Consider the following 22,995-nt stretch of genomic DNA (forward strand, 5'->3'; position numbering starts at 1 on the left):
TGAACCTCACCGAGGTGAGCACCCGCATCGCAGCGCTGCAGGCGCGCGTGGAGGCCATCCAGAAGCTGCGCAAGGCGTCGCCCGAGGATGAGCTGTGGGCGGAGGCGCTGCCGGGGGCCAGGGACGGCTCCATCCAGGACCTCAAGAAGGCCTATACGGACGTGCGCGTGGCGTGCGCGGAGCTGTCCGAGCGCTACCTGCCCGAGCACCCGAAGCTCCTGGAGTGCCAGGGCAAGCTGGGGGTGATTCAAGGGGACTTCTTCAAGAGCCTGCGCAATCTGGTGCGCTCCGCGGAGACGGAGTTGTCCGAGGCGGAGGCGCAGCGAAAGAACCTGGTGCGGCTGCTGGACGACGCCAAGGCCGAGGCGTTCCAGGTGAACAAGAAGTCCATCGAGTACGACCGGCTCAAGCGCGAGTCGGACAACAACCAGCGGCTCTACGAGCTGGTGCTCAAGCGGCTCAAGGACATCGAGCTGTCGGGGCTCTTGCGCACCAGCAACGTGCGCGTGCTGGACCCGGCCCGGCCGCTGTTCATGCCGGTGAAGCCGAACGTGAATCGCAACCTGATGGTGGGGTTGGTGATGGGTCTGCTCGCGGGCCTGGGAGCGGCGCTGCTGCTGGACTTGCTGGAGAACAGCGTGGCCACGCAGGCGGACGTGGAGGAGCGGCTGGGGCTGGCCTTCCTGGGCGTGATGCCGCGCATCGAGGGCAACCGCGCGCCGAAGGACCGGGACCTCTACGTGCACCGCGAGCCGAAGTCGTCGGTGGCGGAGTGCTGCCGGGCCATCCGGACCAACCTCCTGTTCATGTCGCCGGACACGCCCTTCAAGACGCTGGTGGTGACGTCCAGCGGTCCTCAAGAAGGCAAGTCCACCACGAGCATCAACCTGGGCGTGGCCATGGCCCAGAGCGGCAACCGGGTGTTGCTGCTGGACACGGACATGCGCAGGCCCCGGCTGCACCGCGCCTTCGGGGTGCCCAACGAATTGGGCATCTCCTCGCTGGTGGTGGGCGAGGGCACGCTGGACGCGGCGGTGAAGAGCACGGAGGTGCCCGGCCTGTTCGTGCTGCCGTGCGGCCCCATTCCGCCCAACCCGGCGGAGCTGTTGCACACGCGGGCCTTCGCGGAGCTGTTGAAGACGGCGGCGGGGAAGTTCGACCGCGTCATCCTCGACAGCCCGCCCCTCAACGCGGTGGCGGACGCGGCGGTGCTGGCCACGCAGTGTGACGGCGTGGTGCTGGTGCTCAAGGCGGGCAAGACGAACCGCGAGTCGGCGCGGCGCGCGCTGCGCTCGCTGGCGGACGTGCAGGCGCGCATGTACGGCGCCATCCTCAACGACGTGGACTTGAAGGCGCCGCGCTATGGGGACTCGTATCTGGCCTACCAGGGCTACGGGCAGTACGCCGAGGAGTCGAAGGACGGGGTGACGCAGTCGTGAGCGCGCCCCCGGTGGGAGCGGGCTTGCGGGTGCTGCACCTGGGCAAGTTCTATCCGCCCGCGTCGGGGGGCATGGAAGGCCATGTCCGGACGCTGGCGCTCGAGCAGGCCTCGCTGGGCGCTCGGGTGGAGGTGATTTGCGCCAACCACTCGGTGGATGGGACAGGGACGAGCCACGAGTTCCTGGGGCGAAGTCCCACGCGCGAGGACTGGGATGGTCCGGTGCGCGTGGTGAGGCTGGGCCGTCGCGCCTCCGTGGCGCGGATGGATGTGCTGACGGACCTGCCCGGGGCGCTGTGGCGCGCGCTCGGACGGGGCGTGGACGTGGTGCACCTGCACACGCCCAACCCCACCATGGTGTTGGCGCTGGACGCCGTGCCCCGACTGCCGCCCGTCTTCATCACCCACCACAGTGACGTCATCCGTCAGCGGGTGGCCGGTGCGCTCTTTCGCCCCTTCGAGGCGCTCCTCTATGCGCGGGCGTGCCGGGTGCTGGCCACCAGTGACGCCTATGTCCCCGGCTCCGCGCTGCTGCGCGCGTTCCGCTCCAAGGTGCGGGCGTTGCCGCTGGGCATCGACGTGTCGCCCTTCCTCCAGCCGTCCGCCGCCGCGCTGACGGAAGAGGCCCGGTGGCGTGCGTTGGCCGCGGGCCAGCCGCTGTGGCTGATGGTGGGGCGGCTCGTCTACTACAAGGGGTTGTTCACCGCGCTGGAGGCCCTGACGCGGGTGCCGGGGCGACTGGTGGTGGTGGGCGAGGGGCCGGTGGAGGCGGAGGCTCGGCGCCAGGCGAAGGCGCTGGGCGTGGAGGCGCGCGTGACGTGGGCGGGCTACCTGTCACCCGACGCGCTCGCAGGAGCCTATCGCGCGGCGACGGCGCTGTGGTTTCCCAGCAACGCGCGGAGCGAGGCGTATGGCTTGTCTCAAGTCGAGGCCATGGCCAGCGGGCTGCCCGTGTTGAACACGGCGATTCCCCACTCGGGTGTCCCCTGGGTGAGCCGCCACGAGGAGACGGGGCTGACGGTGCCGGTGGGTGACGCGGTGGCGCTGGCCCGCGCGGCGCGCAGGCTGCTGGAGGAGCCGGGGTTGGCGGAGCAGCTGGGACGCGGAGGGCGCGAGCGCGCGATGGGGGCGCTGCGGCACGACGTCATGGCGGCCCGCAGTCTCGCGCTGTACGCCGAGGCGCTGGGGCGGCCCGTGTCGGTGGTGGAGGCTCCGTCCGAAGTGCCCGTTCACGCCGCGTCGAGGAGGGCTTGAGGCCCACCATGCGCGCGCTGCACGTCTACAGTGGCAATCTCTACGGCGGCATCGAGTCCTTCCTCGTCTCGCTGGCGCGCGTGTCGGCGCGCCACCCGGAGGGCACCGTGCACGAGTATGCGCTGTGCTTCGAGGGACGACTGGCCGACGAGCTGCGCGCCGCGGGCGCGACGGTGCACCTGCTGGGGCCCGCGAAGGTGGGCCATCCCTGGACGGTGTGGCGCACGCGGCGAGCGCTGGGCGCGGTGTTGAAGCAGGGCGCGTACTCGACGGTGGTGTGTCACTCCGCCTGGCCCCAGGCGCTGTTCGGCCCCGTGGCGCGCGCGGCCGGCGTCCCGCTGGTGTTCTTCCAGCACGACGCGCTGTCCGGTGCGCACTGGCTGGAGCGCTGGGCGAGCATCACCCCTCCGGACCTGGTGCTGTCCAACAGCGCCTTCACGGCGCGCTCGCTGGGGCGCGTCTATCCCCGGGCGGCGTACCGGGTGCGGCACCCGCTGGTTCCCGAGGCGGCGCGCGTGCCGGAGGTGGCGGAGCGGACCTTGCTGCGCGCCGACCTGGGCGCGAGCGAGGACGACGTGGTCATCATCCATGCCAGTCGCATGCAGGCCTGGAAGGGGCATCGGTTGCTGCTCGAGGCCCTGGGCCGCATGCGCGAGGCGCGAGGGTGGCGGCTGTGGGTGGTGGGGGGCGCGCAACGCGAGGAGGAGACGCGCTACCTGGACGGGCTGCTCGCGCAGTCGAAGGCGCTCGGGCTGGAGGGGCGGGTGCGGTTCCTCGGGCAGCGCTCGGACGTGCCCCGGTTGTTGCGCGCGGCGGACCTTCACTGTCAGCCCAACACGTCGCCGGAGCCTTTCGGGCTCGCGTTCGTCGAGGCGCTCCAGGCGGGACTCCCCGTGGTGACGACCGCGCTGGGGGGCCCGCTGGAGATCGTGGACGAGACGTGCGGCAGGCTCGTCGCGCCCGAAGCTGGCGCGCTGGCCTCCGCGCTCCTGCGCCTGGTGGTCGACGCGGAGGCCCGGCGAAGGCTGGGCGCGGGCGGGCCCGCTCGCGCGGTGGGGCTCTGCTCGCCTGACGCCTTCCTCGCGAGCCTGGACGAGGACCTGCGCTCCGTCGTGTCCGTTCCCGGAGTGGCCGCGTGAGTGCTCCGCGCGCTCCGCTCCCGGTGAGGCCGGGGCTGCAGGGGCCTGGGGTGCTGGGGCGTCGGCTCGTGCGCCGCGTGTCCGAGGGGCCACGGGAGGTGGCGCGCTCTCCCGCGCGCTCCTCGGGTTTTCTGTCGTCGAGTCAGTGGGTCCCCGTCTTCATCGGCCTGCTCATCATTTGTCAGCTCGCGTTGTTGGTGGAGGCCATCGCCCCGCTGCGCGTCGTCGTTCGCACGCTGGCGTTTGGCTTGAGCCTCGCGCTCCTGGCGCTGGTTCCGGGGCGCGGCCTCAAGCACCCGGCGTTGCCCTTCGTGCTGGCGTCGCTGGGAATCACCGCGCTCAACTTCTTCAACCCGGGCACCGTCAGTCCACTGGGAGGCGCGGCGCAGCTGGGCATCCAGCTGTCCATCATCGCGCCGCTGTTCTGGGTGACGCGGCTATCCATCGACGCGAGGACCTTCCGCCTCACGCTCGCGCTGCTCTTCTTCTTCAACGCGGCGAGCGCGGCGACGGGCGTGCTCCAGGTCTACTTCCCGGGCCGCTTCCAACCGGCCGTCTCGTCCGCGGTGCAGTCACAGGGCGACTCGTACCTGCGCAGCTTCGAGTTCGAGACGGCCAGCGGCGAGCGCGTCTACCGCCCCATGGGGCTCACGGACATCCCTGGCGGCGCGTCCACGGGCGCCTTCTACGCGGTGCTGCTCGGCAGTGGCTTCCTGCTGTCGTCGCGAAGAGGGCTGACGCGGGGACTGAGCCTCGGGGGCATCCTGCTGGGGTTGCTCTGCCTCTACCTGTGCCAGGTCCGCGCGATGGCGCTGATGCTGGGCGTCTGTCTGGTGGCGATGGCCTTCATGCTCGCGCTCACGGGGCGGGTGGCGCGGCTGGCGAAGCTGCTCGCGGTGGTGGGCATGTCGGCGGTGTTCACCTTCGGGTGGGCCGTCGCGGTGGGCGGCGACGCGGTGCAGTCCCGCTGGGACAGCTTGTTCGCGGCGAGGCCGGAGGAGGTCTACCGCAGCAACCGAGGCTACTTCCTGGAAGGCACCTTCGAGCTGCTGCTCCCCGAGTATCCGCTGGGCGCGGGCCTGGGTCGCTACGGCATGGCCAACGCGTACTTCGGCGACAACTCCGACCCGGCGCACCCTCCCCTGTGGGCTGAAATCCAGTGGACGGCGTGGGTCTACGACGGCGGAGCGCTGGTGATGATGCTCTATCCGCTGGGGCTCCTGGCGACGATGGCGTGGGTGTTCCGCATGGCCCGGCGGCGCGAGGACCGGGGCGACGAATTCTGGCTGTGGGGCAGCGTCATCTTCGCCTACAACCTCGGTGCGCTGGCGCTGACCTTCAGCTACGCGTTCTTCATGAGCCAGATGGGGATGGAGTTCTGGCTGCTCAACGCGGCGCTCTTTGGCGCCTGGACTCATGCGAAGACCGTACACCCTCATCGCCGGTGACTTCGTGGCCACCGGTGGCATGGACCGGGCCAACCTCGCGCTGGCGCTGTGGCTGGCGAAGCAGGGCGGGCCCGTTCGGCTGGTGGCGCACCGAATCGCGGAGGCGCTGCGGGACTTCCCCAACGTGCGCTTCATCCAGGTGCCCAAGCCGGCCCAGTCCTATCTGCTGGGCGAGCCGCTCCTGGATGCCGTGGGGCGCGCCTGGGCGCTGCGGACGCGCGCCGAGGGTGGGCGCGTCCTGGCCAATGGTGGCAACTGCGTCGTGCCCGGGGCCAACTGGGTCCACTACGTCCACGGGGTCTATCCCTCCGAGCCCGCGGGCGGCGCGCTTCGTCGGCTCAAGGGGCAGGTGAGCCAGCGGCTCTACGAGCGAGGCGAGAGCAAGGCGCTGTGGCGAGCCCACGTCATCATCGCCAACTCCGAGCGGACGCGGGCGGACCTGGTGGCGGCCACGGGGGTCCCCGAGGCGCGCGTGCATGTCGTCTATTACGGCAGCGACCCCGAGCGCTTCCACCCCGTCTCTCCAGCGGAGCGAGAGGCCGCGCGCGCGGCGCTGGGGTGGCCCACGGACAGGCGGGTGGCGCTCTTCGTGGGCGCGCTCGGTGACAGGCGCAAGGGGTTCGACACGCTCTTCGAGGCCTGGGCGCGGCTGCACTCCCAGGGGGACTGGGGCGCGGACCTCAAGGTAGTGGGCGTGGGCGCGCAGCGCGAGGCCTGGGAGCAGGAGGCGCGGGTCCGAGGACTGTCCGAGCGCATCCAGTTCCTCGGCTTCCGGAGCGACGTGCCGACCCTGCTGTCCGCCGCGGACCTGCTCGTGGCGCCGACGCGCTACGAAGCCTATGGGCTGGGCGTGCACGAGGCGCTGTGCGCGGGGCTGCCCGCGCTGGTGAGTCGCTCCGCGGGCGTGGCGGAGCGTTATCCGGCCGCGTTGAAGGACTTGCTGCTGGACGACCCGGACGACGTGCCGGGGCTCGTGCGCGCGCTGGAGTCGTGGCGCGAGAACGAGGCCGCGTGGGCGGCTCCGGTGGCGGAGCTGTCGGAGTCGCTGCGTGCCAGGACCTGGGACGACATGGCATCTAGGCTCGTCGAGGTGATGGAGCGCGAGGGCTGAGCGCGCGGTCAACGGCGCGCCAGCACCTCCTCGAAGAAGTCCAGGTGTGCTCGCGCGACAACAGGCCAGGAGAAGCGGGTGACGGCTCGCTCACGTCCGCGAGTGGCCAGCTCCTGTCGTCGCGCGGGGCTCTCCAGCAGGTCCGCCAGCGCGCGGGTCCACGCGGCGGCATCCGCCTCCGGCAGCACGAGGCCCGCGTCGCCCACGGTGTAGGGAATCTCACCGGAGTCGCTGCCGAGCACGGGCACGCCGCACGCGAAGCCCTCCGAGAGCATGCGGCCGAACTGCTCCTTCCACCGGGGCATCGTCTGGCTGGGCGCGCACAGCACCTCCATCGCGTTGAGCACGCGAGGGACTCCGTCATGGGGAACGCCGGTGAGCACGCGCACGCGGTCTCCCTGTCGCGCGGCCCAGGCCCGCAGGTCTCCCTCCAGCGGTCCGCCCCCGACGAACAGCGCGCGCCACGGCGTCTCGAGTCGCTCCAGGGCCTCCTTCAGCAGGAGCACCCCCTTCTCGGTGACGAAGCGCCCCAGGTAGCCGATGACGGGAGGGCCCGAGCCCTCCCAGCCGAGCTCGCGCCGGACGGCCTCGCCCGAGGCGCGGTCCGGGCGGAACAGCTCCACGTCCACGCCCATGGGGATGATGCGCGTGGGGCGGGCCGCATAGCCCGGTCGCCCCAGCAGGACGTCCTTCCCCGTCTCGCCTCCGGCCACCCAGCCCGAGGCGCGCCCGACGACGTAGCGCTCCGCCTGCGCGAAGGGCGGTGGATAGCGCTTGGGGAGGTTCTGGAACGTGCTGAAGACGAAGGGTACGGAGCGCGGCGTCAACAGCGCCACCTCGAGCCCCCCGAGGACGTAGGGCTCCTCCCACGCATGCACCAGGTCCACGCCCCCGGTGAGACACGCGCGCAGTTCGGGCCCGTAGACGAAGGCGTGGGGCGAGCGACTGAGGAACACGCGCACGCTCGACAGCCGCGCGCGCTCGTCCGGGGCTGGCTTCAGGCTCAGGGGACCGAGGTCTCCGTGGAAGAAGCGAGGGGCCACGGCGGTGACCTCCCACGCATCCCCTCCCGCGCGGGCCATCTCGTTGGCGAGGCGCCGGTTGAGGGTGACGACGTACGAGTGCGAGACGGTGACGAGTCTGCGAGGCCGCTGCACGGGTGCTCCGATGAGCGGTGGACCAAACCAGACCCCCACGGGTCGGTCAACACGTCGCGAGGACAACGCCGGGAGCTCAGCGCTCGTCCACGAGCGAGCGGTACACGGTGAGCACCTCGCGCGCGTATCTCTCGCGCGAGAAGCGCTCCACGGCCGTGTGGCGCGCCGCCTGTCCCAGCCGTGCTCGCAGCGGCGCGTCCTCCAGCAGGCCGCGCAGCGCGGCGACCAGCGCATGAGGGTCGCCGGGGGACACGGTGAGGGCATCCACGCCCTCGGTGAGGGCCTCGGCCGCGCCGCTCTCGCGCGAGACGATGGAGGGCCGCGCGCACGCGAGCGCCTCCGCGATGGTGAGGCCGAAGGGCTCTCGACGCGTGCTCGCGTGCACGAAGACCTCCAGGGCGCGGTAGACGGAGGCCGGCTCGGCCTGGAAGGGCACCAGCCCCACGCGCCCGGACAGCTGGCGGCGCTCGATGATGTTTCGCAGCTCCGCCTCGGAGAACTGGGAGCCCGGCGTCTGGTACAGCGGAGCGCCCACCAGGTAGAAGCGGACCGGGAGCGACGGAGCGAGCCGCGTCAGTTCCTCCGCCGCCGCCAGGAAGAGGTCATGCCCCTTCCAGCGCGCGTAGGTGGCCACGAGCCCCACGCGCAGGGTGCCCTCCGGCGCGGGAGGCAGGCCGGCCAATGCGTCCAGGTCCGCCCGGTCGTCTCGAGGCTCTGGCGCGAAGCGCTCCACGTCCACGCCGTTGTAGACGACATGAACGGGGACCTGGCCGAGCACGCTCCGCGCGTCCTCGCCCACCGCGCGCGAGTTGGCGATGGCCGCCGAGGCAAGCGGCGCCAGCACGCCCAGCGCACGGCGAACGAGGGGACGCTCACCCAGGAAGTCGTGGACGTGCCAGACGCGCTTCAAGCGCAGGCCCGCCGTGACGGGGCTCAGCAGGTGCGTCTTGATTCCATTGGAGTGCAGGATGTCCGGGCGGACGCTCGCCACCTCACGTCGCAGCGCGCGCCCGTAGTCCGCGAGCAGCGCGGGCGTCGGCGCGAGGCTCCGCGCGAAGCGCCACGCCTCCAGCGGACCGCGTCCTCGCAGCGCGCTGTCGCCGAGGGAGGCCAGCCGCTCGGGCAGGGACAGCAGCCGCGCGTCCACGCCCAGGGCGCGGGCCTCCTCCAAAATCGGGCCCGAGGTGCCCGCGAGCAGGTGCAGCGAAAGCCCTGGCTCCAGGCGACGCAGGCACGCCATCAAGTCCAGCAGCGCGCGCTCGGCCCCGCCGAGGATACCCACCGGGTTGAGGAAGAGGACTCGCACGTGGCGCGGACCGAAGCAGACCCCTCGGGATGCGTCAATCGCGCCTCACCGAGGCCACCGGCCCTGTTCGCGCCTCGCGAGACGCGGAGACTTTTTTCGTCTCAATTCGAGTCAGCTGGGTGAGCCCAGGAAACCTCCAGAGGAGGAGCTGGGAGGGCGAAACCGCGGCGATGCTCCTGGCGACAATCCATGTTGTCCGCTGTCGAGGATTGAGTTCCCGGGTGATGGCTTCTGGACAGATGGCCGGGCGATGATGTGGGAGCCGATGGGCCATTCGCGCAAGTGCCCCCGCTGTGGGGCGGATCACCGACCGGGTGTCACCGTGTGCCCGCGAGAGGTGTTCCGGGCGGGCGTCGTCGCGCTCGCGGGCCCGTATCGTGAAGGGGACGAGGAGGATACGGAGGAGGCCACGCTCCAGGGGCGTCGGGACTCGCTGCCGTCGCCGGTCCGTCCGTTGGTGGAGGGGGTGCCCGCGGCGTACGTGGCGCGGATGATGAAGTGGGAGGAGTCCGTCACCCGCGACATGCTGGTGGGCACGAGGGTGGGTGAGTACGTGCTCAAGCGCCGCATCGGCAGTGGCGGCATGGGCATCGTCTACGAAGGGGAGCACGCGGTCATCGGCCGCAAGGTGGCCATCAAGCTGCTTCGCCCGGACTTCGTCGAAGGGGCGCGCGGCAGGGACCTGGTCGCCGAGGCGCGCGCCGCGGCCGCCATCCACCACCGCGGCATCATCGACATCTTCGGCTTCGGCGCCATCCCCGACGTCGGGCAGTACCTGGTGATGGAGTACCTGGAGGGCGCGCCGCTGGACGAGGTCATCCACCAGCGGGCTCCCATGCTGGAGGTGGACGTCATCCGGATTCTGGATGCGCTGCTGGGGGCGCTGGCCGCGGCGCACGCGGTGGGCGTCATCCACCGCGACCTCAAGCCGGGCAACGTCTTCATGGTGCGGGAGGGTGATGGGACGGAGTCCGTCAAGGTGCTCGACTTCGGCATCGCCAAGCGCAGCGAGGCACCCCATGGGAGCACGCCGCAGACGAACGCCAGCACGATGGTGGGCACGCCCGAGTACATCGCGCCGGAGCAGGCCTGCGGTCAGCAGGTGAGCCCTCAGACGGACCTGTACGCGGTGGGCGTCATGGCCTTCGAGATGTTGACGCGTCGGCTGCCCTTCGAGGGAGAGTCGCCGCTGGCCATCGTCCTCCAGCACGTGCGCACGCCGCCTCCGTCGCCGTCCTCGTATCTGGAGATGAATCCGGCGCTGGAGAAGCTGGTGCTGCGGCTGTTGGCCAAGGCGCCCTCCGAGCGTCCCTCGTCGGCGGAGGCCGTGCGCCGGGAGCTGAAGCTCGTCCTCGCGAGCTTCTCGGAGAACGTCACACGGCAGGCCCCGTCGAAGTCCGCCCCGAGGCCGCCGGAGAAGCGACGGGAGCGGCGCGCGAGGTTTCCGGTGGGGGGGCGCCGGGGGCCGTCTCCCGACTCGGAGACTCCGACGAGCATCCTCGCCGCGCCCACCCAGGTGATGGCCCAGGCGGCGTTGGGTCACCGGACGGCGCGGCCCGCGCGTTCGCGCACGTGGTTGATGGTGGCCGGCGCGCTGGTGCTGGCCGTTGGCGCGGGAGGCTGCTGGGCGTTCCTGAGTCCCGCGCGGACGGCGTCGCCCCCGCGTGGCGCGGTGCAATCAGCGAGCCCCGAGACGACGCGGGTGGGCATGGGGACGGTGCTGCTCAAGGTGAACGGGCCGCCGGTCGAAGAGGTCTTCGTGGACGGCAAGAGCCACGGGGTCAGGTACGTGCTGGAGCTGCCCGAGGGGACTCACAGGCTCCAGGTGCGCGGACGGAGTGGCCGGGAGATGTACAGCAGCTCCGTGGACATCCGCGCGGGGGCCTTCGTCGAGCACCACGTCACCTTGCCCTCGGTGATGTGACGCGCCTCAGCGAATCCGTCGCTGGTAGGCCTCCAGGATGGTGCGGGTGTGCGCGGCCCAGGTGAATCGCGCCGCGCGGGCCCGCCGTGTTTCGAGTGGAGGAGGTGGCTGCCGCCCGGTCAGCAGCGAGTCCACCGTCTGGGTCCACGCGGGCACATCTCCGATGGGGCAGTAGAGGCTGGCGTCTTCGCCCACCTCGCGCAGCACGGGCAGGTCGCTGGCCACCACGGGGACGCCGCAGGCGAGCGCCTCGATGAGGGGGAGCCCGAAGCCCTCGGCCTCGCTGGGGATGAGCACGGCCTTCGCGTTCCGATACAGGCCCGCGAGCGTGGCGCGCTCCTGCCATGGCGGTTGCAGCAACGCGTCGCCGATGCCCAGCCGCGCCACCTGCTCGCGCTGCGAGGCGTTCAGCGCGCCGCCTTGTTGGACGAGTCGCAGCTCTGGATGACGGGTCCTCAGCGCGGCGAAGACGTCGAACAGCACGTCCAGGCGCTTGCGCGGAATCGAGCTGCCGACATGCAGGAGATAGGGCCTGTCCCCCAGGGCGGAGAGCACGTCCTGGCTCCGGTCTCCTGGAGCGGATGAGAGGCCGTACTCCGGAGAGACACCCAGCGGAGCCCAGACGAGGCGTGAGGGGTCCACCACGCCGTGAGAGAGCAGCTCGGCGCGCACCGCCTGGGAGTTGTGGAAGACGACGGCCGCGCGCTCCAGTCCCCGGAGCTGGGCTCGGGCCATGAGTCGGAACCACGTGGGCCGAGGCTCGCGGTGAGGCTCGATGACGGAGCGGAACGCATCCAGGTCATGGCAATAGACGCCGGTGCGCGAGGCCGGGAGGACATGGACGAGCTGCGCATAGGAGTGGTCCACGACGTGGAACGCGTCGAACCGGGGCCGTGCGAGGAGCGCGCGCGCGGGGTAGAGCGCGAAGCGGGTGAGGACGCGGTCCGCGTTGAACGCGGCGTGGCGGACACCCAGCCGTGGCAGTCCGCGCAGCACGGAGCGCAGGGGCGGACGCACCCCCTGGACGGCCACCTCCCGTGGATGCGCGGCGAGGCCGTCCACGAGGGCCTCGCCCACGAGGTCCATGCTGGGCCAGCCCTCCTCGCGAGGGTCCATCAGCACCGCGAGACGCAGAGGGACGGACGGCGTCACAAGGAAGCCCCAGGGCTCGGCCGCAACAGGGTCTCCAGCGTGCGCTCCAGCGCGAACCGCTCGCGGTAGAGCCGGGCCGCGCGGCCTCCCAGGGCGGAGCGCTCCTCCGGGTGGGCCAGGAGTCGCTCCGCGGCGGCGACGAGCGCGCCCGTCGAGCGGTCCTCCGCCAGCGCGACGGCCCGTGTCTCGGGCCATATCTGCTCCGTGAGGTGGCCCGTCTGGGTGACGATGGGGAGTCCCAGGGCCAGCCCCGCCATGGCGGTCGTCCTGCGGGTGCTTACGCCATCCGGATACGGCTGTATCAAGATGTCCATGGCCGCGAGGTGCGCCGCCAGGTCGAAGTGAGGCAGGTCGTCGCGCGACAGGAGCCGGGTGGAGAGCTCCGGGTGCCGGGCCCCCAACTCCCGTGAGAAGCGCTGACTGCCCCGCCCCAGCAGCAGGGCCTTGCGCCGTGCATCCGCGCGAAGCAGTGGCACCAGGGCCTCCGTCAGGGGCTCGCGGATGACGGGCCCGTAGGTGCCGAAGTGGCCCAGCCACGTCCCCACGCCGAGGGCCGCGCGCACCGCCGAGAGCGCCGTCGCGGGGACTTCGGTTGGGAGCGTGCTGGGAACAGGGCACCACTCCGCGCGGTGGCGAAGTCGCGAGGGCAGGTGCTCCGCCCACGAGGGAATGGACACGAACACGCGGTCCGCCGCGCTGGCCACGAGCCGAGCCATCACCCGGGTGACGCCCGCGAGCACCTGGTGGCGCACGGGCGCCGAAGCGCTCCACGGGTAGACGATTTCGTGGAAGAAGACCCAGCGTTCGTCCCGGTGCCGCGAGGCGAACCACGCGCAGAAGGGCACGTTCATCGCCTTCATCCCGAACGCGTGGGGCACGTACTGGAGCAGCAGCCGGCGAGGCGCGCGGTGGCGGTTCAGCTCCCGCGTCAGGTGCGTCAGCCCCACCGGAGTGAAGAGGCCGGGGAGGTGATGCACGGTGACACCGTGCTCCACGCGCGAACTCGCCACGCCGGGTGCCCAGACGTGGACCTCCTGGTCTTCACGGGCGAGCGCCTGAGCCACCAGCGCGGTGTAGTCGCTGACGCCGCCGGGCTGAGGCGGATACTCCCCGGTGAGCAGGTGCCAGGAGCTGGGCGAGGCTTCACCCACGGCTCAGGAGGTTTCCATGTCGCGCATGGCGAAGAGCTGGAAGGCGTGCTGGGGAAAGCGCGTGGCGAACGGCTCGGTGAGGATGGACAGCCGGCTGCCCAGCAGCGACGGCCGGATGCGCGGCAGCGCGAAGTCGCCACGCAGGGGCTTCCAGCCACTCATCCCGACGACGCGATAGCCGCGCAGCTCGAAGTCATACACCTCCCAGCCGGAGCGGTGGACCTGGTGCACGTTGTTGTCCCACTCGTCCTGGGGCAGGAAGCCGTTGGGCGTGAAGATGACGACGCGCTTGCGCGCCAGCGACTCCATCATCTCCAGCAGCCGGTAGCCCTCCGGCTTCTCGAAGTGCTCGATGACGTCCAGGGCGATGACCGCGTCGAAGCTCTTGGGCGCGAAGTGCTGGCCCACCTCGAGTAGATCCATCTGGTGGTATTCCTGGTGGATGTTCGCGGCGCGGCTGCGCTCGATGCTCGCCGAGTAGCCATCGACGCCCACGGTGCGGGAGAAGTGGTGGGCGATGTTCTTGAGCGGAGAGCCGGAGCCGCAGCCGATGTCGAGCACGCTGTCACAGGTGCCCACCAGCGCCTCTCGCAAGGTGCGGTGGAAGGCCTCGTGCTCGCCGATGAGCACCTCGCGCTTGAGGAACTGGAGGAGGGAGTGGCTCGGTGACATGCCGGGCGGACCGTAGCCTCGCGGCTTCCTGGGTGGCAACCTCGCCTCACGTCGAGCATCCGGGCGGGCGAGCGAGCCCCGCTCTTCCACGCAGGAGGGGTGGGCTCTCGCGTTGCTTGTGAGGGTGGGGCGGCCTCGGTAGCATCCACGAGCCCATTCGAGCCGCATGCCCGAGCGGGCGCCGTCCACGTGGACCGGCCCTCTTCATTGAAGCCCGGGAGCGGGCCTCCCTCTTGCGATGAACGCGACCGTGGCACCCGAGGTGGACACCGGCGAGGTGAAGGCCCGTGCCATGAGAGGCATGGTGGTCCTGGTCGCGCGCACGTTCGCCTCGCAGGGCTTGCGCGTGGTGAGCGCCCTGGTGCTCTCCCGGCTGTTGTTCCCCGCGGACTACGGCCTGTTCGGCATCGTCGCCTATGCGTCCTCGCTGGGGGTGTTCCTGGGGGATTTGGGCCTGAGCGCGGCGCTGGTGCGCCAGTCGCACGAGCCCACGCGGGACGAGACGTTCACCATCTTCTGGTGTCACCAGGCGTTCACCGCCGTCATCGTGGCCGTCGTCTGCGCGCTCGCGCCGCGTCTCACCGAGGGTTATGCGCTGGGGCCTGGGGCGGTGCCCATGGTGTGGGCCATGACGCTGGGGCTGTTCCTGTCTTCGCTGCGCGTGATTCCCCTGATGACGCTGGAGCGAGCCCTGGCCTTCTCCGCCATTGCCCGCGCGGAGCTGGTGGAGAACGTGGCGCAGGTGGCCAGCACCCTGGCCCTGGCGGCGGCGGGACTGGGGGCCTGGGCGTTGGCGCTGGGCACCCTGGTGCGCGGAGTCGTGGGGCTGGTGTGCATCGGGTGGGCCTCGCCGTGGCGACCGCGCGGGACGTTCCGCGTGGGGGTGTTGCGGCGGCTCCTGGGCTTCGGGCTGGCCTTCCAGCTGCCGCCGCTGGTCGCGGCGTTGGTGGCGGGGTGGGTGCCGCTGGTCGTGGGGCGCGTCCTCGGCAAGGACGCCGTGGGGCTGGTGAACTGGGCCTGGGCGCTGGCCTCCACGCCCATCATGTTGAGCGTGGTGCTCAACCGCGTGGCGTTTCCGGCGTACTGCCGGCTGCAGGACGACCCGGTGGGCTTCGCGGACTACCTGCGCACCTCGCTGCGGCGGTTGTCCGCGGTGTTGTTGTTGACGCTCCCCGTGGCCGTGCTGGGGATGCCGGTGCTGGTGCCGCTGTTCTTCGGCCAGCGATGGACGGAGGCGGTGCCGCTGGTGCAGTGGTTCAGCCTGGAGTGCCTGCTCGTCACGTTGATAGGGCTGCTGGCCACGGCGCAGAACGCGGGAGGACGCCCCTGGGAGCGACTGGTGGTGGTGGTGGGCGCGGGCGCGGCGAAGTGGGTCCTGGGCACGTGGGCCATCCATCACTTCGGGCTGGCGGGAGTGGGGCCGGTGGGGACGGTGGTGGTGCTGGGGGAGGTGGCGGTGACGGCGTGGCGCGTGTCGCGGCTCAACCCCGCGCTGCGAGGGCTGACCGCGCGGGTGCTGGAGCCGCTGGTCTCCATGGGGCTCGTCCTGGCGATGACCTTCATGGCGACGCACACGTGGTGGCGGGGTGGCGAGTGGGGGCGCTGGGGGGCGGGCGTGGTGGTCTTCGCCGGGCTCGTGCTCGTGCGGGAGCGAATCCCCGGGACGCTCTCGCTCCTGGGCGAGCTGCGAGACATCCTCGCGTTCATCCGAGCGCGACGGGATGCTCGGGCTGTCCCGGCGAGCCCGGTAACATGAGAGGGACGTGAGGCATCCGATGACGAAGCCGGACCTGGTCATCTCCATCGTCAACCACAGCAACCCGGAGTTGCTGCACGACTGTCTGCGGACGCTGTACGCGACGACGCGGGAGTGCACCTTCGAGGTGTGGGTGGTGGACAACGCCACTGATGGCCGAGGCGTGGAGGCCATGCGGCGCGACTTCCCCCAGGTGCGCTGGCTCTTCAACTCCGCGCGCAAGGGCTTCTCCGCCAATCACAATCAGGTGTTGCGACAAGCGCGGGGGCGACACTTCTGCATCTTCAATGACGACACCATCGTCCACGAGGATGCGTTCGATTCACTCGTTCGCTTCATGGATGAGAATCCGCGCGTGGGCATGGCGGGCGCGCGGCTGTTGAACGCGGACGGCACCATCCAGAACTGCACCTTCCGGCCCATGTCCTTGTCCGGGCAGCTCTTCGACCTGCTCTTCCTTCCGAGCCCGCTGCACTTCCTGAAGCGCAAGGACATCGACCCCGCGCAGTACGGACATGCGGATGCCCGGGTGAGCTGGGTATTGGGCGCCTGCATCGTCGTGCGGGAGGAGACGCTGGCGGAGGTGGGGCTGCTGGACGAGGAGCTTTCGCCCCTGGGCAACACGGAGGACACGGACTGGTGCGTCCGGGCGTGGAATGCGGGCTGGGAGGTGGCGTTCTGTCCCGAGGCCGTGATTACGCACCTGACGAGCCGCTCGTTTCGTCCCTCCGCCACGGGGCCCGACAAGGTGCGCATCGAGCTGTGGCGCACGCGGGTGGCCTATTTCCGCAAGCACCATGGACGGCTGCGGGAGTGGATGCTGCGCGCCATCCTGGTGGGGACGCTGCCGTACAACTCGCTGGTGCTGACGCAGACGTTGCTGCGCGGACGCATGGCGCTTCCGGAGTACCGGCGGCAGCTCGCCACCTTCCTGCGCATCTCCGAGATGGGGCTGCGGACGCGACTCTGACATGCCCTTCTTCTCCGTCGTCATCCCCACCTACAACCGGGCGCGGCTGCTGGAGCGGACGCTGGCCTCCGTGTTCGCGCAGGAGGAGCGGGACTACGAGGTGCTCGTCGTGGACGACGGCTCCCAGGACGACACGCTGGAGGTCCTCGCGCGCCTGGGCGAGCGGGTGAGGGTGCTCCAGCAGTCCAACGCGGGCCCCGGCGCCGCGCGCAACCTGGGCATCCAGGCGGCCCGTGGCGAGTACGTGGTGTTCCTGGACAGCGACGACCTCTGGTTCCCGTGGACGCTGGCGTCCTACCGGCGGGTGCTGGAGGAGCACGGCGCGCCGACGGTGGTGATGGGCACGTCGGTGACCTTCCGTGACGAGGAGGAACTGGCCCGGGTGGCTCGGGAGCCCGTGCGGGCCTCGTTGTTCACGGACTATCTGGCGAGCGCCCTGGACCGGACGCCGCGCACGGCGTGTGTGCTGGCGGTGAGGGCAGAGGCGCTCAAGCGCGTGGAGGGGTTCACGCCGCTGCGCATCGTCGCGGAGGACTACGACCTGCTGTTCCGGCTGGGGACGGAGCCGGGCTTCGCGTGGGTACGGACGCCAGTCATGGTGGGCTACCGCAGGCACGACGGCTCCGAGTCGACGATGCTGGAGTCGAGCCATCAGGGCATGGCGTACCAGTTGATGCAGGAGCGACTGGGGCGCTATCCCGGCGGGAGCGAGCGGCGGCGCGAGCGGCTGGAGATGCTGCTCTATGCCACGCGGCACGTCTCGCATGTGATGGTCGAGCACCAGCGGATGGACCTCGCGTTGGACCTGTATCGGCGCGGCTTGCCGTTCCACCTGGCGGTGCCGCGCTGGCGCTACCTGCTGGGCTTCCTGCCGAAGCTGGCGATGACGCGAGTGTTCCGGAGCCTCACGAGGCGATAGTCAGCGCCTGGTTTCTGAAACGCGCGGGCTTGCTCTCCCGAGCGGCATCCGTGTCCTCGCCCGGTCGCCCGCTCGCCCTGACGCGCCGCCATGCCGACGACCTGCCTGTCGAGCAGGTGGCGAAGGTCGAGCCGAGGCTGCGCATCTTCCAGGGAACGTGCGCATGCGCGTGGCTGCCGGAGGCACGACATGGATGAGGTTCGCTCGGTGGGGACGGAGAAGGGCCGTGGAGTGCCGACCCGTGGCGCGGCGAAGGCTTGGGGCGGCATCGACCTGGGCGGAACCAAGATTGAAGCGGTCATCATCGACGAGACAGGCAAGCCGATAGGCCATGCCCGCCATCCGACGCCGGTGCAGGGCAAGCCGGAGGAGGTGGTGCGGGAGATGTATGGGACCTTGGAGGAAGCGGCGGTGACGGCGGGGCTGTCCTCGCGGCGACTCGAGGGCGTGGGGGTGGGGGCTCCCGGCGCGGTGGATGCGAAGGCGGGGACGCTGGCCCGGGTGAGCAACGTGGGGCGTGGGTGGACGGAGCCCTATCCCATGGCGAGCGACCTCTCGGGCCTGGTGCATGGCCGGGTGGTGCTGGGCAACGACGTCCAGGTGGCGGTCGCCGCGGAGTATCGCCTGGGCGCGGGGAGGCCCTATCGCTCGGTGCTGGGCGTGTGGTGGGGCACGGGCGTGGGTGGGGGCCTTGTATTGAATGGGGTTCCCTGGCGCGGACGCGGCGCGGCGGGCGAGGTCGGTCACATGGTGGTGAAGCCGGACGGCGCGCGGTGCGGCTGTGGTCGCCGTGGCTGCATGGAAGCCTACGCGGGGCGTGCGAGCCTGGAGCGCGATGCGCGCAAGGCCGAGGAGGAGGGCGAGAAGACGGTCCTCTTCGAGTTGATGAAGAAGAAGCAGCGCACGCGCCTGACGAGCAGCATCTGGAAGAAGGCTCTGGAGGACAAGGACGCGCTGGCCACGAAGCTCATCGAGCGGGCGCTGCGCATGATGGGCGTGGGGATTGCCTCGGCCATCAACCTGACGGACGTGGACGCGGTCATCCTGGGCGGTGGCCTGGGCACGAGGCTGGGTAGGGAATACGCGGACCGACTGCATGAGGCCATGCGCCCCCACATCTTCATGTCCGAGCGTCAGCCCCCGGTATTGATGGCGGAATTGGGAGAGCTGTCGGGAGCGATTGGCGCGGCGCTGCTCGCGGAGACTCCGGTGAATTAGCGCCGGTTCACGACGGACAGCTCCGTCTTTCGTCGCCGAGAGCCATGGGCGCGGTAGGGTAGGCCGTCATGACTTCCAGGCTGATTCGAGGAGTTCGCCAGATCGGTCGGTTCCGTGAAATCGCGCGGTGCGCGAGCACTCTCCAGGGATGGCCGGGCATCACCAGCGCGTACCTGGGGCTCACGAGCCCGCGCTACCCGGCGCGGTTCGAGACGCGCGACGGCTTCGTGTTGCAGTTGGAGACCTTTCACGACCTCGTCACCGCGTGGATTCTGTTCTGCCGGCGGGAGTACGTCGTGCCGCCGGACGCGAAGGTCGTGGTGGACTTCGGCGCCAACTACGGCGCGTTCGCGGTACTGGCCGCGAGAGCGGCGCGGCAGGCGAGGGTCATCTGCTTCGAGCCCTTCCCCGAGACGTTCCACAAGCTCCAGCAGACGATTCGCATGAACAAGCTGGAGGAGCGGGTGACGTGTCTGCCCATTGCTGTCGCGCGGCGGACCGGAGCGGCCTTCATGAGCACGGAGCCTTCCATCCCGAGCCAATCGCGGGGGCTGGATGAGGCGGCGTCCACGGGTCAGTCGGCGCTGGAGGTCCGGACGCTCGATATCGGCGGAGCGCTAGAGGAGGTGCGACGCCTGACGGCGACCCGGCATATCGACCTCGTGAAGATGGACATCGAAGGGGCCGAGCACTCGTTCCTGCCGGACGTGACGCCTGACACGCTGACAGGCATTGATGCATGGCAGATGGAGTACCACCCCAACGGCCCGAAGCAGGCGCTGTTCCAGGCGCTGGACCGTGCCGGGCTGAAGCTCCGCCATGACCAGATTGACTGTGAGAACGGAGGGGTGGCGCACTTCACGAAGGCTCGAGCTTGAGCCGATGCCCATGGCGGCCCGAGGCCAGCGCAACCCGTTCGACGAAGTGCCAGGACAGGACCCCGAGCACCAGGACGGGTGGAAAGGCCAGCGCCGCATTCCACCACCACACCATGGGCCCACCCACCAGGGCCGTGACGGCTTGTTGCACGGGGAAGGCATAGATGTAGATGCCGTAGGAGAAGTCCCCGTGGCGTCCGAAGCGCGCCAGGCGGCTCGGGAGGAACGCGAGGTAGAGCACGAGGTACGCTCCACACGAGCCCAGTGCCATCCGGAGTCCCGAGCCTGTCATCGCCGTGGCCACGAGCACGGCCACGCAGGCCAGGGCAATCCAGGGACTCATCCGCACCCTGTCCCTCCAGAGATAGAGCCCCAGCCCACCTCCGAAGTAGAGCCCCAGCTCCGGCCAGAATCCGAGACGGCCGATGTGCAGCAACGACAAGCCGGCCGTGAGACACCACCCCGCGAGCGCCAGCTCCTTCCGCAAGAGCTTCGTCAGGCCCAGTCCCAGCACGAGCAGGTAGAACCCCACCTCGTACTTCAGCGTCCACAGCGAGCCGTTGACCGCGCCGCCATACACGTTCGACTCGAACACCCCTGGCAACATCCACTGCGGCTCGACGAGCAGGAGGTTGCGCAGGACGAAGGTGTAGGTGCCGGGGGACGTGAAATACTCAGCCAGCGGATGCGTGGTGAACGCGGCGCCGAGCACGAAGCTCGTCAGCACGAGAGACACCGCCAGCCCCGGGAAGATGCGCAGCACCCGGGCCCGGAAGAACTTCTGGACGTCCCGACTCCGCTCCCAGCTGCGAGTGATGAGGACCCCGCTGATGACCAGGAAGATGGCCACGCAGACGATGCCCAGGGTGACCTGTCCATGGGTGAAGTCGGTGAGCGGCTCGGAGCGCCCCTTGGGGCCCTCTCCCAGCGGAAACGCGTGACTGAAAATCACGCCCGTCGCCGCGGCGAAGCGCAAGAAGTCCAGGTTGTTGGTCGGACCGTCGAGGCACTCTTGCAAGGTGGGGCGCATGCGGTGGGTGGGGGCATTGTGTCCCCCGTCACAGGGGCGTCAACAGCGGACAGTGAAGGGCCTGGCCGCAGGGCAGGCGTCGTGGTGCTGAGGTCAGCGATGACACGTCCAGGCCTCGCCGAAGCCCGCATGGCTGCTCGCTGGACGACGACTCGGGCGACATCCTGGGTGTCGCACAGGAACGCTTGTTGACGCGCCGTGACGCTCACCGTCAGCATGGCGGGAGCGGCCCTCCTCGATGATCACCTTCTTCGTCGCGTTCCTTGTCTCGCTGATGGTGGCCCTGGGGCTCACGTTCGTCGTGCGCAACCAGGCGCTGGCGTGGGGCTTGTTGGACCAGGCCAACTCGAGTCGCAAGGTCCACGTCCGGCCCATTCCACGGCTGGGTGGCATCGGCATCGTCGCGGGCTTCTTCGCTCCGCTGTGCGCGCTGTTCCTGGTGGACTCCGGCGTGGGGCACCACTTCCGGTCCCACACCGAGCTGGTTTCGGGCCTGTTCATGGGGGGCGCGGCCATCGCCGCGCTCGGCCTGTACGACGACCTGCGAGGCGCGGGCGCGCGGCTCAAGTTCAGCGTGCAGCTCGTCGTCGCGCTCGGGCTCTACCACCTGGGCTTTCGTATCGAGGTCATCGCCAATCCGTTCGGCCCCGAGCTGACGCTGGGCGCGCTGAGCCTGCCGTTCACCGTGCTGTGGATGGTGGGCGTCATCAACGCGCTCAACCTAATTGACGGGCTCGACGGGCTCGCGGGCGGCGTGGCGTTCTTTGGCGTGAGCACCAACTTCATCCTCGCGCTGGCGCGGGGCGACGTGCTGCTGTGCCTGCTGATGGCGGCGCTCGCGGGCGCCATCCTCGGGTTCCTCGTCTTCAACTTCAATCCGGCCTCCATCTTCATGGGGGACACCGGCAGCATGTTCCTCGGCTTCGTGCTGGCGGCGGTGGCCATCAAGACGAGCACCAAGAGCGGGACGACGGTGGCCATGCTGGTGCCAGTGATGGCGCTGGGCCTGCCCATCATGGACACGCTGCTCGCGGTGGTGCGCCGCTCGCTCCTGGGGCGACCGCTGTTCAGCGCGGACAAGGAGCACATCCACCACCGCGTGATGAGCCGCATGGTGCTCAGCCACCGCTCCACCGTGCTGGTGCTGTACGCGCTGTGCGGCCTCTTCATGTTGACGGCGCTGGGCCTCCACTTCGCCAACAGCGCGCAGAGCGCCATGTTGCTGTGTGGCATGGGCGTGGTCATCGCGGTGCTGATGCGCAAGCTGGGCTACCTGGACCTCGGTCGCGCGGGCGACATGCAGCAGCGCCGCCAGCGCAACATCCGGCTTCGCTCGCTGGTGAAGGACGTCATCGGCGCCGTACGCGAGGCCCGGTCGCTGCAGGAGGTCTGGGGCGCCGTGCGGCCCCTCGCGGAGGTGCTGGACGTGTCTCGGCAGGAGCTGCGCTTCCAACAGCAGCGTGACGGGCTCCTCGATGGCATCGTCTTCGAGACCCAGCGCGCCGCGGGCCTGTCGATGCCCTACGAGCTGCGCCTGGAAGTGAAGGACGAGGAAGTGGTGCTCGGCTCGCTGCTGCTCGTCTGGAGAGACGGCCGTAACGCCATCGACCGGGACGAGGAGCTGGCGCTGGAGCTGGTGGCGGACTCCGTGGCCGAACACGCCGCGAGGCTCCTGGCCGTGGCGGACGCCGACCCCGCGCGTGTCGTCGTCCTGAGGCGATGACCCCGTCCAGCGCCCTCGTCGCGCTGCTGCGCGCCTGGCCCCATCCTCCCGCGAGCAGCGCTCCCCAAGGGGACGAGGCCCTGGCCTTCGTGCGAGGCGCCGTCCGCCACGGGCTCGCCGGGTTCGTCGCTCACGCGGTGGGGCAGGTGGGTTGGGTGCTGCCGCCGGAGGCAGGCGCGCTGCTGCGCCGCGAGTCGCTGACGGGCGCGGCTCGCTCGCTCCAGGTCAAGGCGCTGCTCCAGCGAAGCCTGGAGGTGCTCGCCGTCGAGGGCATCGTCCCCGTGTCACTCAAGGGCTACGGCCTGGCGCTGAGGCTGTATCCAGACCCGCTCCAGCGCGCCACGCGCGACGTGGACCTGCTGGTGTCCCGGGACGAGGTGGCGACGGCCGTGCGCGTCCTCACGGGACTGGGACTGACGGCGCGGCCGACGCGCGACGGGCGCCACGCGGACGTGGACTCGCACCACCTGGAGCTGGAGGGAAAGGCCGGGCTGGTGGAGCTGCACTTCCGCGCCCTGGCGGGCTGGGGGCGGACGCTGGAAGGCGATGCGCTGGTGGCGCGCGCGGTGGAGGGGACGCTGGAGGGACAGCGGGTGCGGTGGCTCGCCCCAGAGGACGAGGCCGTGTACCTGGCCCTCCACGCGAGCCACCACCTGTTGCAGCGCCTGGCGTGGCTGTTCGACTTGAAGCTCCTGGCGGCGCGGGGCCTGGACTGGGACCGCGTCGTCGCTGGCGCGCGAGGCACGGGG

The 22,995-nt window shown here is 70.5% G+C and carries 19 protein-coding genes; 13 read left to right on the top strand and 6 right to left on the bottom strand.

Features of this window, described 5'->3' with window-relative positions:
* The 5 genes from ACN469_RS41505 to ACN469_RS41525 form a co-directional block, all read left to right on the top strand.
* A partial coding sequence (locus ACN469_RS41505) for a polysaccharide biosynthesis tyrosine autokinase (RefSeq protein WP_498777601.1) occupies positions 1-1,439 on the top strand: 1,439 nt, incomplete at its 5' end.
* On the top strand, positions 1,436-2,692 hold the full coding sequence (locus ACN469_RS41510; RefSeq protein WP_498777602.1) for a glycosyltransferase: 1,257 nt from the start codon (positions 1,436-1,438) through the stop codon (positions 2,690-2,692). The genes ACN469_RS41505 and ACN469_RS41510, both read left to right, overlap by 4 nt.
* An 8-nt stretch (positions 2,693-2,700) precedes the next feature.
* Positions 2,701-3,831 (top strand): glycosyltransferase family 4 protein, encoded by a 1,131-nt coding sequence (locus tag ACN469_RS41515; protein ID WP_498777604.1) that lies wholly within the window; start codon positions 2,701-2,703, stop codon positions 3,829-3,831.
* Positions 3,828-5,279: a hypothetical protein gene (locus tag ACN469_RS41520; protein ID WP_498777605.1), complete on the top strand. Its 1,452-nt coding sequence runs from the start codon at positions 3,828-3,830 to the stop codon at positions 5,277-5,279. The genes ACN469_RS41515 and ACN469_RS41520 overlap by 4 nt, the downstream gene beginning before the upstream one ends.
* Positions 5,248-6,390, top strand: a complete 1,143-nt coding sequence (locus ACN469_RS41525) for a glycosyltransferase family 4 protein (RefSeq protein WP_498777606.1) — start codon at positions 5,248-5,250, stop codon at positions 6,388-6,390. The genes ACN469_RS41520 and ACN469_RS41525 overlap by 32 nt, the downstream gene beginning before the upstream one ends.
* An 8-nt stretch (positions 6,391-6,398) precedes the next feature.
* On the opposite strand, the gene ACN469_RS41530 is transcribed toward ACN469_RS41525, so the two are convergent.
* Together ACN469_RS41530 and ACN469_RS41535 are read right to left on the bottom strand one after the other, a co-directional pair.
* A complete protein-coding gene (locus ACN469_RS41530) occupies positions 6,399-7,547 on the bottom strand; it encodes a glycosyltransferase family 4 protein (RefSeq protein WP_498777608.1) in 1,149 nt (382 codons plus the stop codon).
* Positions 7,548-7,623: 76 nt separating this feature from the next.
* Positions 7,624-8,853: a glycosyltransferase family 4 protein gene (locus ACN469_RS41535; protein WP_498777609.1), complete on the bottom strand. Its 1,230-nt coding sequence runs from the start codon at positions 8,851-8,853 to the stop codon at positions 7,624-7,626.
* A 322-nt stretch (positions 8,854-9,175) separates the two neighbouring features.
* Here ACN469_RS41535 and ACN469_RS41540 point away from each other — a divergent pair, with 322 nt between their 5' ends.
* Positions 9,176-10,777, top strand: a complete 1,602-nt coding sequence (locus ACN469_RS41540) for a serine/threonine-protein kinase (RefSeq protein WP_498777611.1) — start codon at positions 9,176-9,178, stop codon at positions 10,775-10,777.
* A 6-nt stretch (positions 10,778-10,783) separates the two neighbouring features.
* On the opposite strand, the gene ACN469_RS41545 is transcribed toward ACN469_RS41540, so the two are convergent.
* The 3 genes from ACN469_RS41545 to ACN469_RS41555 are packed head-to-tail and all read right to left on the bottom strand — an operon-like array spanning position 10,784 to position 13,752.
* Positions 10,784-11,893 (bottom strand): glycosyltransferase family 4 protein, encoded by a 1,110-nt coding sequence (locus ACN469_RS41545; RefSeq protein ID WP_498777629.1) that lies wholly within the window; start codon positions 11,891-11,893, stop codon positions 10,784-10,786.
* A 32-nt stretch (positions 11,894-11,925) separates the two neighbouring features.
* Positions 11,926-13,080: a glycosyltransferase family protein gene (locus tag ACN469_RS41550; RefSeq protein ID WP_498777612.1), complete on the bottom strand. Its 1,155-nt coding sequence runs from the start codon at positions 13,078-13,080 to the stop codon at positions 11,926-11,928.
* Between the two features lie 3 nt (positions 13,081-13,083).
* Positions 13,084-13,752, bottom strand: coding sequence for a class I SAM-dependent methyltransferase (locus ACN469_RS41555; RefSeq protein ID WP_498777614.1), 669 nt, complete (start codon positions 13,750-13,752; stop codon positions 13,084-13,086).
* A 238-nt stretch (positions 13,753-13,990) separates the two neighbouring features.
* Here ACN469_RS41555 and ACN469_RS41560 point away from each other — a divergent pair, with 238 nt between their 5' ends.
* The 5 genes from ACN469_RS41560 (at position 13,991) to ACN469_RS41580 (ending at position 19,493) form a co-directional block, all read left to right on the top strand.
* The gene (locus ACN469_RS41560; RefSeq protein ID WP_498777615.1) at positions 13,991-15,508 is read left to right on the top strand and encodes an oligosaccharide flippase family protein; all 1,518 of its coding nucleotides are present in this window, start codon (positions 13,991-13,993) and stop codon (positions 15,506-15,508) included.
* A gap of 19 nt (positions 15,509-15,527) precedes the next feature.
* Complete coding sequence (locus ACN469_RS41565) at positions 15,528-16,478, top strand: glycosyltransferase family 2 protein (protein WP_498777617.1); 951 nt, start codon at positions 15,528-15,530, stop codon at positions 16,476-16,478.
* A 1-nt stretch (position 16,479) separates the two neighbouring features.
* Positions 16,480-17,397 carry a glycosyltransferase family 2 protein gene (locus ACN469_RS41570; protein WP_498777619.1) on the top strand — a complete coding sequence of 306 codons (918 nt, stop codon included), beginning with the start codon at positions 16,480-16,482 and terminating at the stop codon, positions 17,395-17,397.
* Positions 17,398-17,586: 189 nt separating this feature from the next.
* Entirely contained in the window at positions 17,587-18,615 is a 1,029-nt protein-coding gene (locus ACN469_RS41575; RefSeq protein WP_498777621.1) for an ROK family protein, read from the top strand.
* A 68-nt stretch (positions 18,616-18,683) separates the two neighbouring features.
* Positions 18,684-19,493: an FkbM family methyltransferase gene (locus ACN469_RS41580; RefSeq protein WP_498777623.1), complete on the top strand. Its 810-nt coding sequence runs from the start codon at positions 18,684-18,686 to the stop codon at positions 19,491-19,493.
* Here the strand turns inward: ACN469_RS41580 and ACN469_RS41585 are convergent.
* Entirely contained in the window at positions 19,474-20,523 is a 1,050-nt protein-coding gene (locus ACN469_RS41585; protein ID WP_498777625.1) for an acyltransferase family protein, read from the bottom strand. The two genes, ACN469_RS41580 and ACN469_RS41585, sit on opposite strands and share 20 nt — an antisense overlap.
* 238 nt (positions 20,524-20,761) lie before the next feature.
* On the opposite strand from ACN469_RS41585, the gene ACN469_RS41590 reads away from it, so the two are divergent.
* Positions 20,762-22,246, top strand: a complete 1,485-nt coding sequence (locus ACN469_RS41590) for an MraY family glycosyltransferase (protein WP_498777626.1) — start codon at positions 20,762-20,764, stop codon at positions 22,244-22,246.
* Positions 22,243-22,995, top strand: a 753-nt coding sequence (locus tag ACN469_RS41595) for a nucleotidyltransferase family protein (protein WP_498777627.1), incomplete at its 3' end; no start/stop codon positions are given. The genes ACN469_RS41590 and ACN469_RS41595, both read left to right, overlap by 4 nt.

Origin of the sequence: Corallococcus terminator, from assembly GCF_049194865.1 — a bacterium.
GTDB classification, from domain to species: Bacteria; Myxococcota; Myxococcia; order Myxococcales; family Myxococcaceae; genus Myxococcus; species Myxococcus terminator_A.

Bases quoted from the DNA above. Each gene is read 5' to 3' on its own strand.
- ACN469_RS41570 (WP_498777619.1), top strand. From the start codon at position 16,480: ATGCCCTTCTTCTCCGTCGTCATCCCCACCTACAACCGGGCGCGGCTG.
- ACN469_RS41580 (WP_498777623.1), top strand. From the start codon at position 18,684: ATGACTTCCAGGCTGATTCGAGGAGTTCGCCAGATCGGTCGGTTCCGT.
- ACN469_RS41575 (WP_498777621.1), top strand. From the start codon at position 17,587: ATGGATGAGGTTCGCTCGGTGGGGACGGAGAAGGGCCGTGGAGTGCCG.
- ACN469_RS41560 (WP_498777615.1), top strand. From the start codon at position 13,991: ATGAACGCGACCGTGGCACCCGAGGTGGACACCGGCGAGGTGAAGGCC.
- ACN469_RS41545 (WP_498777629.1), bottom strand. From the start codon at position 11,893: ATGGACCCTCGCGAGGAGGGCTGGCCCAGCATGGACCTCGTGGGCGAG.
- ACN469_RS41525 (WP_498777606.1), top strand. From the start codon at position 5,248: ATGCGAAGACCGTACACCCTCATCGCCGGTGACTTCGTGGCCACCGGT.
- ACN469_RS41515 (WP_498777604.1), top strand. From the start codon at position 2,701: ATGCGCGCGCTGCACGTCTACAGTGGCAATCTCTACGGCGGCATCGAG.
- ACN469_RS41565 (WP_498777617.1), top strand. From the start codon at position 15,528: ATGACGAAGCCGGACCTGGTCATCTCCATCGTCAACCACAGCAACCCG.
- ACN469_RS41585 (WP_498777625.1), bottom strand. From the start codon at position 20,523: ATGCGCCCCACCTTGCAAGAGTGCCTCGACGGTCCGACCAACAACCTG.
- ACN469_RS41555 (WP_498777614.1), bottom strand. From the start codon at position 13,752: ATGTCACCGAGCCACTCCCTCCTCCAGTTCCTCAAGCGCGAGGTGCTC.
- ACN469_RS41590 (WP_498777626.1), top strand. From the start codon at position 20,762: ATGATCACCTTCTTCGTCGCGTTCCTTGTCTCGCTGATGGTGGCCCTG.